Annotated in this window: 13 protein-coding genes; 4 read left to right on the top strand and 9 right to left on the bottom strand. The window is 68.4% G+C overall.

Translation table 11 applies throughout. The features are described 5' to 3' along the window. The first annotated feature begins 73 nt into the window (after positions 1–73). The 4 genes from OKW38_RS24540 to iolB are packed head-to-tail and all read left to right on the top strand — an operon-like array spanning position 74 to position 5,799. A complete protein-coding gene (locus OKW38_RS24540) occupies positions 74–2,098 on the top strand; it encodes a bifunctional 5-dehydro-2-deoxygluconokinase/5-dehydro-2-deoxyphosphogluconate aldolase (RefSeq protein WP_429363387.1) in 2,025 nt (674 codons plus the stop codon). Beyond that, a complete protein-coding gene (iolD, locus tag OKW38_RS24535) occupies positions 2,095–4,074 on the top strand; it encodes a 3D-(3,5/4)-trihydroxycyclohexane-1,2-dione acylhydrolase (decyclizing) (protein WP_429363386.1) in 1,980 nt (659 codons plus the stop codon). Before OKW38_RS24540 ends, iolD begins: the two co-directional genes overlap by 4 nt. Before the next feature lie 19 nt (positions 4,075–4,093). Continuing rightward, positions 4,094–5,002, top strand: coding sequence for a myo-inosose-2 dehydratase (gene iolE / locus OKW38_RS24530; protein WP_429363384.1), 909 nt, complete (start codon positions 4,094–4,096; stop codon positions 5,000–5,002). Next, positions 4,999–5,799, top strand: coding sequence for a 5-deoxy-glucuronate isomerase (gene iolB / locus OKW38_RS24525; protein ID WP_429363382.1), 801 nt, complete (start codon positions 4,999–5,001; stop codon positions 5,797–5,799). The genes iolE and iolB overlap by 4 nt, the downstream gene beginning before the upstream one ends. A 22-nt stretch (positions 5,800–5,821) precedes the next feature. Here iolB and OKW38_RS24520 read toward each other — a convergent pair whose 3' ends face one another. From OKW38_RS24520 to OKW38_RS24480, 9 genes are all read right to left on the bottom strand, one after another. Continuing rightward, on the bottom strand, positions 5,822–6,547 hold the full coding sequence (locus OKW38_RS24520; protein ID WP_429363380.1) for an ABC transporter ATP-binding protein: 726 nt from the start codon (positions 6,545–6,547) through the stop codon (positions 5,822–5,824). Continuing rightward, a complete protein-coding gene (locus tag OKW38_RS24515) occupies positions 6,544–7,344 on the bottom strand; it encodes an ABC transporter ATP-binding protein (RefSeq protein WP_187610867.1) in 801 nt (266 codons plus the stop codon). Before OKW38_RS24515 ends, OKW38_RS24520 begins: the two co-directional genes overlap by 4 nt. Further along, positions 7,341–8,702 carry a branched-chain amino acid ABC transporter permease gene (locus OKW38_RS24510; protein WP_429363378.1) on the bottom strand — a complete coding sequence of 454 codons (1,362 nt, stop codon included), beginning with the start codon at positions 8,700–8,702 and terminating at the stop codon, positions 7,341–7,343. Before OKW38_RS24510 ends, OKW38_RS24515 begins: the two co-directional genes overlap by 4 nt. Beyond that, on the bottom strand, positions 8,695–9,639 hold the full coding sequence (locus OKW38_RS24505; protein WP_429363376.1) for a branched-chain amino acid ABC transporter permease: 945 nt from the start codon (positions 9,637–9,639) through the stop codon (positions 8,695–8,697). The genes OKW38_RS24510 and OKW38_RS24505 overlap by 8 nt, the downstream gene beginning before the upstream one ends. Positions 9,640–9,643: 4 nt before the next feature. Next, positions 9,644–10,093, bottom strand: a complete 450-nt coding sequence (locus OKW38_RS24500) for an acyl-CoA thioesterase (RefSeq protein WP_187610865.1) — start codon at positions 10,091–10,093, stop codon at positions 9,644–9,646. Between the two features lie 28 nt (positions 10,094–10,121). Beyond that, entirely contained in the window at positions 10,122–11,270 is a 1,149-nt protein-coding gene (locus OKW38_RS24495) for an iron-containing alcohol dehydrogenase (RefSeq protein ID WP_090801060.1), read from the bottom strand. 184 nt (positions 11,271–11,454) lie between these two features. Continuing rightward, a complete protein-coding gene (locus tag OKW38_RS24490) occupies positions 11,455–11,985 on the bottom strand; it encodes an NUDIX domain-containing protein (RefSeq protein WP_090801064.1) in 531 nt (176 codons plus the stop codon). Positions 11,986–12,112: 127 nt separating this feature from the next. Beyond that, positions 12,113–13,144 carry a threonine aldolase family protein gene (locus OKW38_RS24485; protein WP_429363374.1) on the bottom strand — a complete coding sequence of 344 codons (1,032 nt, stop codon included), beginning with the start codon at positions 13,142–13,144 and terminating at the stop codon, positions 12,113–12,115. Between the two features lie 87 nt (positions 13,145–13,231). Continuing rightward, positions 13,232–14,545 carry a YbfB/YjiJ family MFS transporter gene (locus OKW38_RS24480; RefSeq protein ID WP_090801067.1) on the bottom strand — a complete coding sequence of 438 codons (1,314 nt, stop codon included), beginning with the start codon at positions 14,543–14,545 and terminating at the stop codon, positions 13,232–13,234. Between the last annotated feature and the right edge of the window lie 40 nt (positions 14,546–14,585).

Here is a 14,585-nt window from a genome sequence, read left to right as displayed (position 1 = left end):
CACGTCCAGCCTCGGCGCGTTTCGCCCGGCTGTCCGACGCGCACCTCCCGCGCACTGTTACTCAGGACTATTCATGGCTCACTCCAGCACCTCCAGCGGTAACGCAGCGGACAGCCGGTTCGCGCCGGGGCGCGCCCGCGACATCGTGTGCCTCGGCCGGCTGGCCGTCGATCTGTACGCGCAGCAGGTCGGCGCACGGCTCGAAGACGTGTCGAGCTTCGCGAAGTATCTCGGCGGCTCGTCGGCGAACATCGCGTTCGGCTGCGCCCGGCTCGGGCTTGCCGCAGCCATGCTGGCACGCGTCGGCAACGATCACATGGGGCGCTTCCTGACGGAGACGCTCACGAAGGAAGGCTGCGACGTGAGTCGCGTGCGCATCGATCACGATCGGCTGACCGCGCTCGTGCTGCTCGGCCTGAAGGACCGTGACACCTTTCCGCTGATCTTCTACCGCGAGAACTGCGCGGACATGGCGGTCGACGAGGCCGACTTCGACGAGGCGTTCATTGCGTCGTCGAAAGCGCTGCTGATCACCGGCACGCATTTCTCGACCGAGCAGGTCAATCGCACGAGCCGTCGCGCGCTCGACTACGCGCGCCGCAACGACGTGCGCACCGTGCTCGACATCGACTACCGCCCGGTGCTGTGGGGACTCACGGGCAAGGCCGACGGCGAGACGCGTTTCGTCGCGAGCGAAGGCGTCAGCGCGCATTTGCAGCGGATTCTGCCGCTGTTCGATCTGGTGATCGGCACCGAGGAAGAGTTTCGCATCGCCAGCGGCAAGGCCGACCTTGCCGGCGCGCTCGCGATGGTGCGCGCGGTGACGCCGGCCACGCTCGTGCTGAAACGCGGGCCGCTCGGCTGTCAGATCATCGACGGCGAGGTGCCTGCATCGCTCGACGATGCGCCGGTTCATGGCGGCGTCGAAGTCGAAGTGCTGAACGTGCTCGGCGCGGGCGACGCGTTCGCTTCCGGCTTCCTTTCCGGCTGGCTGCGCGATCAGCCGCTCGACGCCTGCGCGCACGCCGCGAATGCGAGCGGCGCGCTGGTCGTGTCTCGACACGGCTGCGCCCCGGCGATGCCGACACCGGCCGAACTCGACTACTTCCTGCACGAAGCGCAGGCCGATCCGCAACGCATGCGCCGCCCCGATCGCGATGCGAAGCTCGCAAGACTGCATCGCGTGTCGCCGGCGCGCAAAGCGTGGCACGAGGTGCTCGGCTTCGCTTTCGATCATCGCAACCCGTTCTTCGAACTCGCGCAGCAGACCGGTGCCGACGAAGCGCGCATTGCCCGGTTGAAGGGCTTGTTCGTCGAAGCGGTCGCGCAAACCGAACGTGCATTGAACTTGCAGGGACGCATCGGCGTACTGATCGACGACCGCTATGGTCAGGACGCGCTGAATGCCGCGACCGGTCGCGGCTGGTGGATCGGCCGCCCGGTCGAACTGCCCGGCTCCGTGCCGCTCGTGTTCGATCATGGTCGTTCGATCGGCACCACGTTGATCGCGTGGCCGCAGGAACACGTCGTCAAATGCCTCGTGCAGTTTCATCCCGACGAGCCGATCGAGCAGCGGCTCGAACAGGAAGCGCAACTGCGTGCGCTGTACGACGCGACCCAGGCAAGCGGCCACGAATTGCTGCTCGAAGTGATTCCTCCGAAGCATGCGTCGCTGCCGCAGGGACCGAACATCGTGTATCGCGCGTTAAAGCGCATCTACAACCTCGGCATCTACCCCGAGTGGTGGAAGCTCGAACCGATGGACGCCGCGCAATGGCAGGCCATCGACGCGCTGATCGCCGAGCGCGATCCGTATTGCCGTGGCGTCGTGCTGCTCGGTTTATCGGCGGCGGTCGAGCAATTGAGCGAGGGCTTTCGCGCGGCCGCGCAAGCGGCGACGTGCCGCGGCTTCACGGTCGGCCGCACGATCTTTCACGAACCGAGTCATGCGTGGCTCGCCGGTGAAATTGGCGACGACGAACTGATCGCGCGCGTGCGCCTCACGTTCGAAACGCTGATCGCCGCATGGCGCGGTGCGCGCGGCGAACCGGCGGCGCATGGCACACCTCATCACGCTCATCAGGAGCAGGCCGCATGAACGAGCGCATCATGCATGACGACACCCCATCCGCCAGCGGCGCGACGCAAGCGCCCGCGCCTGCGCGCACCGGCGGCACGATTCGCCTGACGATGGCGCAGGCGCTCGTGCGCTATCTGGCCGCGCAACGCGTCGCCAGCGAAGACGGCACCAACGTCGAACCGCTGTTCGGCGGCGTGTTCGCGATTTTCGGTCACGGCAACGTCGCGGGCATCGGCGAGGCGCTATATCAGCATCGCGACGCGCTGCCGACCTTGCGCGCGCACAACGAGCAGGCGATGGCGCACAGTGCGATCGCCTACGCGAAGGCGCACTTTCGCCGCCGCATGATGGCCGTGACGACGTCGATCGGCCCAGGTGCCACCAATCTGCTGACCGCGGCCGCGCTCGCGCACGTGAACCGTTTGCCGGTGCTGCTGTTGCCCGGCGACATCTTCGTGTCGCGCGCGCCCGATCCGGTCTTGCAGCAGGTCGAGGATTTCAACGATGGCGGCGTGTCCGCGAATGACGCGTTCAAGCCGCTGTCGCGCTACTTCGACCGCATCGTGCATCCTGCGCAATTGCTGAGCGCGCTGCCGCGCGCGATCCGCGTGCTCACCGATGCCGCGTTGTGCGGCCCCGTCACGCTGGCGCTGCCGCAGGACGTGCAGGCGCAGGCGTGGGACTTCCCGGAGGACTTTTTCACGCCGCGTGTCGTGCGCTTTCATGCACCCGCGCCGCGTAGCGACGATATCGACGCCGCGTGCGCGCGCTTGCGGCACGCGAAGCGTCCGTTGATCGTCGCGGGCGGCGGCGTGCTGTACAGCCGCGCGGCCGATGCGCTGCACCGTTTCGCAAGCGCGCATGGCGTGCCGATCGCGGAAACGCAGGCCGGCAAAAGCTCGCTCGCGTGGAACGATCCGCTGAATGCCGGCGCGCTCGGGGTGACCGGCTCAGTGGCTGCCAACGCGCTTGCGCATGACGCCGACTGCGTGCTCGCGCTCGGCACGCGGCTGCAGGACTTCACGACCGGCTCGAACACGCTGTTCACGCAAGCCGACGTGATCGCGATCAACGCGAACGGATTCGACGCGCTCAAGCATCGCGGCTTCGTCGTCGAAGCCGATGTGAAACTCGCGCTCGATGCGCTAACGGGGCCGCTGCATGGCTGGCACGCCGAGCGCAGTTGGACCGCGCGCGCGCACAAGCTCGCGGCGAGCTGGCGCGACACCGTGCAAACGCTCACCCATGCGCCCCAACGCGACGCGGTACTGCCCTACGAGGGCGACGTGATCGGCGCGGTGCAGCGTTCGAGCGCGCACTCGCCGACCGACGACATCGTCGTCTGCGCGGCCGGCACGCTGCCCGCCGATCTGCACAAGCTATGGCGCGCGGGCCGGCCCGGCGCGTATCACGTCGAATACGGCTATTCGTGCATGGGCTACGAGATCGCGGGCGGCCTCGGCGTCAAGCTCGCGCGGCCCGAGCGCGAGGTGATCGTGATTCTCGGCGACGGCAGCTATCTGATGATGAACAGCGAGATCGCGAGCTCGGTGATGCTCGGCGCGAAGCTGATCGTCGTCGTGCTCGACAATCGCGGCTTCGGCTGCATCAATCGACTGCAACAGGCTTGCGGTGGCGCACCGTTCAACAATCTGCTCGACGATTGCGTGCACGCACCGGAAGGCGCGCCGCGCATCGACTTCGCCGCGCACGCGCGCGCGCTCGGCGCGCAAGCCGAGCATGCGCGCAATCTCGCCGAGCTCGAAGCGGCACTGCAACGCGCGCGCGCGGCGCGAGGCACGTACGTGATCAGCATCGACACCGACCCGGCTCGCACCACGGAAGACGGTGGCTGGTGGTGGGAAGTCGCGGTGCCCGAAGTATCGACGCGCACCGAGGTGCGCGAGGCCCGCGCGAAGTACGACGCGCAGCTCGCCGCGCGCGCGGCGCCGCCCGCGACGCCTGCGCCGTCACAGGGCGCCGATCACGACTGAGAACCATGAGGATTCCGGCATGACTGCTTTCGACGTACGCATCGGCATCAACCCGCTGTCGTGGATGAACGACGACCTGCCGTCGCTCGGCGGCGAGACGCCGCTCGAAGTCGCGCTGACCGAGGGTCGCCAGATCGGCTATCAGGGCTTCGAACTCGGCAACAAGTTTCCTCGCGAGCCGCAAGCGCTGAAAACGCTGCTCGCGCAATACGACCTCGCGCTCGTGTCCGGCTGGTACTCGGGACAACTGGCCCGGCGCAGCGTCGCCGAAGAAATCGACGCGGTCGGCCCGCATCTGGAGTTGCTCGCGCGGAACGGCGCGACCGTGATGGTGTATGGCGAAGTCGCCGATTCGATCCAGGGCGCGCCGCGCCCGCTGTATCAACGGCCGCGCTTTTTCGGCGACGCGCAATGGGCCGGCTACGCGGCACGCGTCGATGAATTCGCGCGTTATACGCTGAGTCGCGGCGTGCGGCTCGCCTATCATCATCATATGGGCGCGTACGTCGAAACGCGTGCCGACGTCGATCAGTTGATGGCGCGCACAAGCGACGCGGTCGGCCTGCTGTTCGACGCCGGGCACATCACGTTGGCAGGCGGCGATCCGTTGGCCGTGCTCGACCAACACATCGCGCGCGTTTGCCACGTGCACTGCAAGGACGTGCGCCCCGCCGTGATGAAGCTCGCACGCAATCGCAACTGGAGTTTTCTCGATGCGGTGATCGCCGGTGCGTTCACGGTGCCCGGCGACGGCGCGGTCGATTTTCCGGCGCTGATCGACCGGTTGAAGCGGCACGGTTATTGCGGCTGGCTCGTCGTCGAGGCGGAGCAGGACCCGGTGGTCGCGCCGCCGTTCGACTATGCGCAGAAGGGATATGGAACTTTGCGGGCGCTCGTCGATGCGCCGCTCGGCAAGGAGGCAGAATGAGCTTATTGGTGAAGGCAGAGCGCGAAGGCCAGACGATCGCGCGCGTGACGCCGCAGTCGGCCTGCTGGCGCTATGTGGGATTCGCCGCGTACCGGCTCGGCGCGAACGAACTCGTCTACGTGTTCGAGCCGGCGCGTGAAGCGTGCATCGTCGTGCTGAGCGGCGCGGTCGATATCGAAACGCCGGGCACGACGTGGAGCTCGCTCGGCTCACGCGACAGCGTGTTCGAAGACGCGGCGCCGTACGCGGTGTATGTGCCGCCGAATGTGCGCGCGACGGTGCGCGCATGCCGCGACGCGGAGATCGGTGTCGCGAGCGCGCCGGCCAAGGGCGAGTATCCGGCGCGGCTGATCGAGCCGGCGTCGATGAAGCGCTCGACGCGCGGTAAGTCGCTGAATACGCGTTACGTGTGCGACATTCTTCCGCACACCGAGCCGGCGGAATCGCTGCTGGTGGTCGAAGTGAGAACGCCGGGCGGTCACGCGTCGAGCTACCCGCCGCACAAGCACGACACCGACAATATCCCGCTCGAAAGCTCGCTCGAAGAAACCTATTACCACCGGCTCGATCCGCCGCAAGGCTTCGCATTCCAACGCGTGTACACCGACTCACGCGATATCGACGACTCGATGGCCGTCGAGGATCACGACGTCGTGATGGTGCCGCGCGGCTATCACCCGGTCGTCGTGCCGTACGGCTACGACTCGTATTATCTGAACGTGATGGCGGGCAGCCAGCGGGTCTGGCATTTCCATAACGATCCGGCGCACGAATGGATCATCAACAAGGATGCTTGACTAACTTGTCCGTAGTCGCGCGTCAGCCCACCCCGAGCCATTCACGCATCACGTCGTCGCGCGACATAAACGACGCCAGCGCGCCGTCGAACACGATCTCGCCGTGCCCCATCACCGCGACGCGGCACGCGATGTCCCGCGCGATCACGAGCTGCTGCTCGATCAGCAACATCGCGACGCCACGCTCGCGCAGCGCGTGCAGACAGGCGGCGACCTGCTGCATCACGAGACTCGCGAGCCCTTCGCCGGGCTCGTCGATCAACAGCAGATCGGGATCTCCGAGCAGCGCCCGCGCGAGCGCGAGCATCTGTTGCTCGCCGCCGGACAGCGCGCCGGCGCGCGTGCGCTTGCGCCCGGCGAGCACGGGAAAAAGCGCGTACGCGTCGTCGAGCGTGAAGCGCGGCGCGCGGCCGCGCGCACGCGATGCGGCAGCCGGCGCAATGCCGAGCAGCAGGTTTTCATGCACGCTCAGCGCGGCGAACACGTCGCGATGCTCGGCCACATAGCCGAGCCCGAGCCGCGCGATCTCGAACGTGCGCCGACCGGCGAGCGAACGCCCCGCGAAACGCAGTTCGCCCTCGCAGCGCACGAGGCCCATGATCGCGCGTGCGAGCGTCGAGCGGCCCGAGCCGTTGCGGCCGACCAGCGCGACCACTTCGCCGGGCTCGATGCTCAGCGTGACGCCGTGCAACGCCTGGCTCGCGCCGTACCACGCACTCAGGTCGCAAATGTCGAGCAGCGCGCTCATCGGCCTGCTCCGTGGTCCGGTTCATCACCCGCCCGCGCGCCTGAGCCGACGTCGAAGCGTTCACCCAGATACGCGGCCCGTACCGCCGCGTCGGCGCGAATCGCGGCCGGCGATCCACTTGCGATGATGCGCCCTTGCACCAGCACCGAAATGCGATCGGCGATCGCGAACACCGCATCCATATCGTGCTCGACCATCAGCAGCGTGCGGCCGGCGGTGGTGTCGCGGATCAGCTCGATCGCGCGTGCCGCTTCCGCGCGGTTCATGCCCGCCGTCGGTTCGTCGAGCAGCAGCGTGTGCGCGCCGCCCGCGAGCGCGATGCCGAGGTCGAGCGCGCGCTGCTCCGCGTAGCTGAGCGTGCCGGCCGCGACGTCGCGGCGCGCGCCGAGGCCGACCGCGTCGAGCACGTCGGCCGCGCGCGCATCGACCGCGGCCGTGCCGGTCAGACGCTGCCACCAGCGCGTGCGATCGCGCTCGGCAAGCTGCGCCGCGCAGCGCAGGTTGTCGAACACGGACAGCCGCGCGAACACGCTGGTGCTCTGAAAGCTGCGCGCGAGGCCACGGCGCGCGATCGCGGCCGGCGCGAGCCGCGTGATGTCCGCGCCGAACAGGTGGATACGCCCCGCGCTCGGCCGCGCGCCGCCCCCGATCAGGTTGAACAGCGTGGACTTGCCCGCGCCGTTCGGGCCGATCAGCGCGTGCCGCTCGCCTGGCTCGATCGCGAGATCGACGCCGCGCAGAATTTGCGTCGAGCCGAAACGCTTTTCGATGCCGTGGAGCGCGAGTGCGGGGATCATCGTGCGGCTCCGGGGAATCGTGCCGCGCGTGCATGGGCCGTGAGGCGCGCATGCGCGCGCAGCGCATGGCGCGTGGTCAGCGCGGCCAGAGCGGCGAGCGCAACGAGCGCCAGCGCAAGAGGAAGCGGCGAGGCGGCAAGCGCCGACAGCGGCGGCGCGACGGTGACATCGGTACCCGCGCCAGCGCCCGCACCTGCACCGGCGCCGAACCATGCGCCGAACAACCCACCTGAAACCGCACCTTCGTCCGCGCCGAACTGCGCCGCATAGGCCCACTGCACCGCGAACACGATGGCCGCGAGCCACAGCAACCCCGCCGCCGCGCTCCACCAATACGCGGCACGGCAACGTCGCCAGCCGTTGGCGGCAATCCGCGCCGTCTGCCGCGAGGCAAAGCCGGCGAGCCCATCCGGCGCGGCCAGCACGACGACGACGAAGAACAGTCCGAGATAGAACAGCCACGCCCGCGTGACACTGGCGACCACCACGCTGAAAAACGTCAGCACGATCGCCCCCGCGACCGGCCCGAAGAACGCCGCCGTGCCGCCGATCACGGTCGCGATCAGCACCGCGCCCGAGCGCATCATGCCGACGCTCTCAGTCGATACGAGCTCGATATTGATCAGCCCGAGCGTGCCCGCGACGCCCGCGAAAAACGCCGACAGCACGATCACGCCATAGCGAATCCGCCGCGGATAGCAGCCGATCGCCGCCGCGCGCGCCGGGTTGTCGCGCACAGCGTTCGCGAGCCGCATGAACGGTGTGCGCGACAGCGCGAACATCGCGACACTGGCCACGACGCTCCACAGCGCGATCAGCGCATAGGCCTCGCGCGCCGGACCGAAGCTCCAGCCGCCGAGGGCTGGCCCGCTCGCGCGATCGATCGCGACGCCCGCCTCGCCGCCGAACCAGCCCGGCAGCGTCCACGCGGCCGCGACGACAAGCTCGCCGAGACCGAGCGTGATCATCGCGAATGCGGTGCCGGCACGGCGCGTCGCGATGAAGCCGAACAGCACGCCGCACAGCGCGCCGCCGATGCCGCCGAGCAACGGCAGCAGCACGAGCGGCACGCCGCCCGCGTTGAACACCCGCGCGGCGATCAACGCGCCGAGCCCCGCATAAGCGGCGTGCCCGAACGACAGCAGCCCGGTCCCGCCGAGCAGCAGGTTGTACGACAGCGCGAACACGATCATCGTCGCGCTTTGCGCGAGATAGCCGAGCAGCCAGCTGTGCGGCCAGATGAAAGGCGGTACGGCCAGAAAGGCGACGAGCGCGAGCCACGGCGCGAGCGCACGGCCGCCCCCGCGAGGCGGCACCTCGCTTTCCAGCGCGTTTGACGACCCGCTCCGCTTACGCATGATCGTCACGCCGTCCGAACAGCCCGCGCGGCCTCGTCGCCAGCACCGCGACGAGCAGCAGGTACGGCAGCAGCGGCGCCAGTTGCGCGAGCGTCAGCGCGTCCCATTCGGGCGGCAGCACCGCGCCGGCGAGCGACACCACGTCGCCCAACGACAGATCGCTCGCGACCGCCAGCGTTTGCAGGCACCCCACCAGCAGCGACGCGACGAGCGCCCCGCTCAGCGACCCGAGCCCGCCGATCACGACCACGACGAACACGATCGAGCCGAGCGACTCCGCCATCGCCGGCTCGATGACGAACAGCGGCGCGCCGATCACGCCGGCCAGTGCGGCGAGCGCGGTGCCGGCCGCGAACACGCCGGTGAACACGCGCGGCACGTCGTGCCCGAGCGCTTCGACGGCCTGCGCATGCGTGAGCGCGGCGCGCACGATCAAGCCAGTCTTCGACACGCGCAGCATCGCGACGAGCGCCGCGAGCATCGCGAGCGACACCGCCATCATGAACGCGCGGTAGCGCGTGAAGACCGCGCCGTACAGCGAGAACAGCGGACCGTCGAGCACCGCCGGAATCCTCGCCGACAGCGGACCGAGCCCCCAGCCGAGCTTGACGAATTCGCCGAGCAGATAGGCGGCGCCGAACGTCAGCAGCAGTTCGGGCAGATGCCCGTGCCCGCGCCCGCGCACGCGCCGCAGCAGCCAGCGTTCGAGCGCCGCGCCGAGCAGCCCGACGAGGAGCGGCGCAACCACCAGCGCGCTCCAGAAGCCGGCGCGCGACGCCACCGAAAAGCCGACGTACGCGCCGAGCATATAGAAGCTCGCATGCGCGAAGTTGAGCACGCCGAGCATGCTGAAGATCAGCGTCAGCCCGGCCGACAGCATGAATAGCAACAGCCCGTAGCTCAGGCCGTTGAGCAGAGTGATGATGAACGACTGCACGCGTCTAGTCCGCCGGCCCGACGACGCACAACGGTTCGAGCGCCGCGCGCAGCTCGGCGGGCAGGTTCACGGGACGGCGCGTCGCGCGATCCACGTAGACGTGCACGAAGTGCCCTTGCGCGGCGGGCTCGGCGTCGCCGTCGCGAAATAGCCCCACCTCGTAGCGCACGCTCGACGTGCCGAGCCGCGCGACGCGCAAGCCCGCCTCGATGCGATCGGGAAACACGAGCGGCGCGAAGTAGTTGCACTGCGTCTCGACGACCAGCCCGATCGTCGTGCCGTGTTCGAAATCGAGTACGCGCGCGCGGACCAGATACTCGTTCACGACGGTGTCGAAATAGCTGTAGTAGACGACGTTGTTCACGTGGCCGTAGACGTCGTTGTCCATCCAGCGCGTGGTGATCGGCAGGAAATGCGGATACGCGGCGCGGCCGGCGGGGGCGGGTTTGTTCATCGGAGGTGGCGGTGGGTGGATGCGAGGATCACAGCGACTCGGTCAGCATGCGGCGATAGTCGTCGGCGCTCGCCTCGCGCGGATTCGTGCGATGACAATGGTCGACCAGCGCGCCCTGCACGACCTTGTCGAACATGCTTTCGTCGACGCCCATTTGCCTGAGGCCGGTCGGCAGTCCAAGCCGCGCCGTCATGTCGAACAGCGCCTGCGCGAGATCCGCATGCTCGGGCACCCCCATCACGCGACGCATGCGCGCATAGCGACGCTCGGCCACCACGCTCGGCGCGCGCTCGTTGAAGCGCAGCACCGCGGGCAGCACGACCGCGTTCAGCGTGCCGTGATGCAGCGACGTGCGGCCGTTCACCTTCAGGCCGCCCAGCGGATGCGACAGCGAGTGCACACAGCCGAGGCCCTTCTGGAACGCCATCCCGCCCTGCATCGACGCGCTCATCATATTCAGGCGCGCCTCGCGATCGCGGCCGTCCGCGCACGCGCGCTCGATGCTGTGCCACGCGCGTTCGAGGCCGTCGAGCGCGATACCGTCGGCGGGCGGATTGAAGGCCGGCGCGAGGAAGGTCTCGATGCAATGCGCGATCGCGTCCATGCCGGTCGCGGCGGTCAGCCCCGGCGGCAGGCCGAGCGTGAGACCGGGATCGCACAGCGCCGATTTCGGCAGCAGATTCCACGAGTGAAAGCCGAGCTTGCGGCCGTCGTTCAGAATCACGATCGCGCCGCGCGCGACTTCGCTGCCAGTGCCGGCCGTGGTCGGAATCGCGATCAGCGGCGCGACGGCGTCGGTGATCTTCGCGCTGCCGCCTTCGATCGTCGCGTACTGCGTGAGCGGCCCCGGATGCGTGGCCGCGATCGCGACGCCCTTCGCGAGATCGATCGACGAACCGCCGCCCACCGCGATCAGCCCGTCGCAGCGCTCGTCGCGATACACCTGGGCGGCCGCGAGCACCATTTCCTCGGTCGGGTTCGACGGCGTGTCGTCGAACAGCGGCACGTCGCCGAGCTTCAGCGCGTCGAGTGCCTGCCGCGCGATGCCGGCCGCGACGACGCCTTTGTCGCTGATCACCAGAGGCCGCTCGATGCCGATGCGCGTGCACTCGGACGGCAGTTGCGACAGTGCGTCGTAGCCCAGATGAATATGGGTCAGGTAGTAGATGTAGGCCATGCCGTTTTCTCCCTGAGCGTGCGCTCATTGACCGCCGGTTGACGTGGATGATCGGTTCGGTGATGCGTCGATGGATGTGCCGAGTCGTGTGGTGTCGCGTGCGTTGTGGGCTGTCTCCATGTTGGCTGTGATTTCTGCGTCGTCTGTGTGCTGGCGAATGTTGCGGCTCGATGGGCCGAACGCCTCACTGCCCCGGCCGCTCGACGAATTCGAACGGCAACCCGCGTCGCCGCATCCATTCGCCGAGCGCCTGGCCGGTGCCCGCGCGCCACGGCCGCAGCTTCGCGGGCTCGACGAGCCGGTATTCGAGCAGCTCGGGCGACAGCGCGATCGTCCCATGCGCCTTTACGTGATACGCGATGATCAGCTCGTTCTTGCGGATGAATTCGTACACGCCGATCAGCTCGACCGACCCGGCGTGCAGCGACGTCTCCTCCATTACTTCGCGCGCGATGCCCTGCTCCGGCGTCTCGCCGTTTTCAAGGAAGCCGGTGATCAGCGCGAACATGCCCTCGGGCCACGCGGCATTGCGCGCAAGCAGGATCTTGCCCTCGTACTCGACGATCGCCGCGACGACCGGCAGCGGGTTATTCCAATGGACGTAGCCGCACTCGGTATCGGGACAGCTCTGACGGACGCGGCCGCCCTCGTGATCGGGGTCGGCGCGTTCGGTCAGGGGTTTCGCGCAGCGGGGACAGAATCGGTACTCGGTCATGGCGGGGGGACGTCTCTTTGTTTCGTGTTGTCTGGCGGGGCGTAGTTGGGTGGCTTTGCGAGTGTGCCGAGTGGTGCATCGAGGCGCCGGTGGTAACTCGGGTTCCAGCAAGCTCACGCGTCTTCCATCACGCGACGCACAGCCCGCGCACGTCGGCGGCGAAACCCTCGACCGTGTCGGGCTGCGTGTCCCACGCGCACATCAGCCGGCAACCGCCCGCGCCGATGAACTCGTAGAACTTCCAGCCGCGCGCGCGCATCGCCTTCGCGGCATGCGGCGGCAACTGCGCGAACACCGCGTTCGATTCGCTCGCAAACATGATGCTCACGCCGGGGATTTCCTGCAACCGCGTCTCCAGCAGACGCGCCATCGCGTTCGCGTGACGCGCATTGCGCAACCACACGTCGTTGTCGAGCAGGCCGAGCCACGGCGCGGAGATGAAGCGCATCTTCGATGCGAGCTGTCCCGCCTGCTTCAACCGATAGGCGAAATCGTCGGCGAGCGCGCGGTCGAAGAACACCACCGCCTCGCCGACCGGCAAGCCGTTCTTGGTGCCGCCGAAACACAGCACGTCGACGCCCGCGCGCCACGTGATTTCCGACGGATGCACGCCGAGCGCGGCGACCGCGTTCGCGAAGCGCGCGCCGTCCATGTGCACCTTCAGATGACGACGCTTCGCGATCGCCGCGATGGCGCGCACTTCCTCGACGCTGTAGACGGTGCCGACCTCGGTGGACTGCGTCAGCGTGACGACCTTGGGCTTCGGATAGTGGATATCGGCGCGCCGCGTGACGATGGACTCGATCGCATCGGGCGTGAGCTTGCCGGCGATGCCCGGCGCCGTCAGCAGTTTCGAGCCGCCCGAAAAGAACTCGGGACCGCCGCATTCGTCGGTCTCGATGTGCGCGAGTTCGTGGCAAATCACCGAGTGGTACGACTGGCACAGCGACGCGAGCGCGAGCGAATTGGCCGCCGTGCCGTTGAACACGAAGAACACTTCGCAATCGGTCTGAAACAGGTCGCGCAGACGGTCGCAGACCTGGTTGGTCCAGGAGTCGTCGCCGTAGGCCGGCTCGTGGCCGCTGTTGTTGGCGGCGATCAGCGCGTCGAGCGCTTCGGGACAGATGCCGGCGTAGTTGTCGGACGCGAAATGTTGCATGGTCGAGCGACGCGCCCGGCGACAGGCGCGAGGGAATGACGGAAAGCGGTCATTTTAGTGCGCTCGTGCGAGATTTGTTTTCGCGTCTTAGCTGCAACCGCAATCCGGCATGCGGCCACGGCGCGGGCCACGCGGCACGCGCGTCACTGCGATCAGGCCCGCCGCCCCCGCCAGCAGCGCGCCCGCGGCGAGCCACAGCGCCAGCGAAAACGACCCCGTGTGCGCGGCAATCGGCGCGGCCACCAACGGACCCGCGATCTGACCGATGCCATAGGCCGCCGTCGCATAACCCATCAGCCCGGCCGCGTCGTCGCCGCGCAGACGCCGCGCCTCGCGCATCGCGAATAGCGTGATCGCGGTGAACGGCAGGCCGATCAGGATGCTGCCGAGCGAGAACCCGCCCGCCGTCGGCCATACGATGCCCAGCGCGATGCCGAGCGCCTGCAGCACATACGAGCCCGCGAGCAGCGCGCGGTTGTCCCAATGAACGGGCAAACGCGCGGCGAGCAACGCGCCGACGATCAGCGCCGCACCGAACATCGGCCAGAACAGGTCCGGCCACGCCGAGCCCGGCAACGCGTGGCGCGCGATGACCGGCAAAAAGGTCGCGGTGATGATGTAGCCGAAGCCCGGGATACCGTAGAGCAGGACCAGCCAGAACGCGTCGGTACGGTGGACGGCATGGCTCGTCTGAATGCCGGCCGTACGAGGCGGCTGGTTTGCGCTGGCGCGCGATCCGGTGGCGGGCTTTGCGGTTGCGGAGCTTGCAGCGGCAGGCTTCGCCGTTCCCGCACGCCGCGCTTCGCCAAACACCGGCCACACCAGCACCGACAGCACCGCGCCGATCACCGCAAAGCCGATCCATCCGACCACCGCGCCATAGCCGCCCGCGACGCTGACCAGCAAGCCGGTGCCGACGATGCCCACGCCCGGCCCCGTATAGATGACGCCGCTCCACGCCTGCGCGCCGAGTTCGGCGAGCCGCCGCAAGCCCCACTGCGACGCGAACACGAAGGTCCATGCGCTGACCGCGCCGGCAACGAAGCGCACCAGCGCCCACACCCAGAACTGGCCGGTGACGCCCATCGCGAGCGTCAGCAGCACGGTCGCGGCGAGTCCGACGCGCACCATGCGCGCGGGCTCGACCCGCAGCGCCGCGCACGTCATCGCGCCGGCGAAATAGCCGGCGTAATTGAACGACGCGAGCCAGCCGCCATGCTGGATATCGATCTGCGGCTGGCCGAGCGCGGCGCCGTGCAGCATCAGCGGCAGCAGCGGCGTGAATGCGAAGCGCCCGATACCGAGCGCGACGGCCAACGTGACCATGCAGGCGAGCGCCGCGCGCCGGGCGGCGTGCGGCTCGTGGAAGCGCGGGTACGCGTGGGAAGCGAGATCGTTCATGATCGGACGGTCAAACGGCGATGGTATGAATTCATACTAG

This window comes from Paraburkholderia sp. MM5496-R1, assembly GCF_050436205.1.
Lineage (GTDB): Bacteria > Pseudomonadota > Gammaproteobacteria > Burkholderiales > Burkholderiaceae > Paraburkholderia > Paraburkholderia tuberum.
This window is presented reverse-complemented; position numbering and strand designations above follow the sequence as displayed.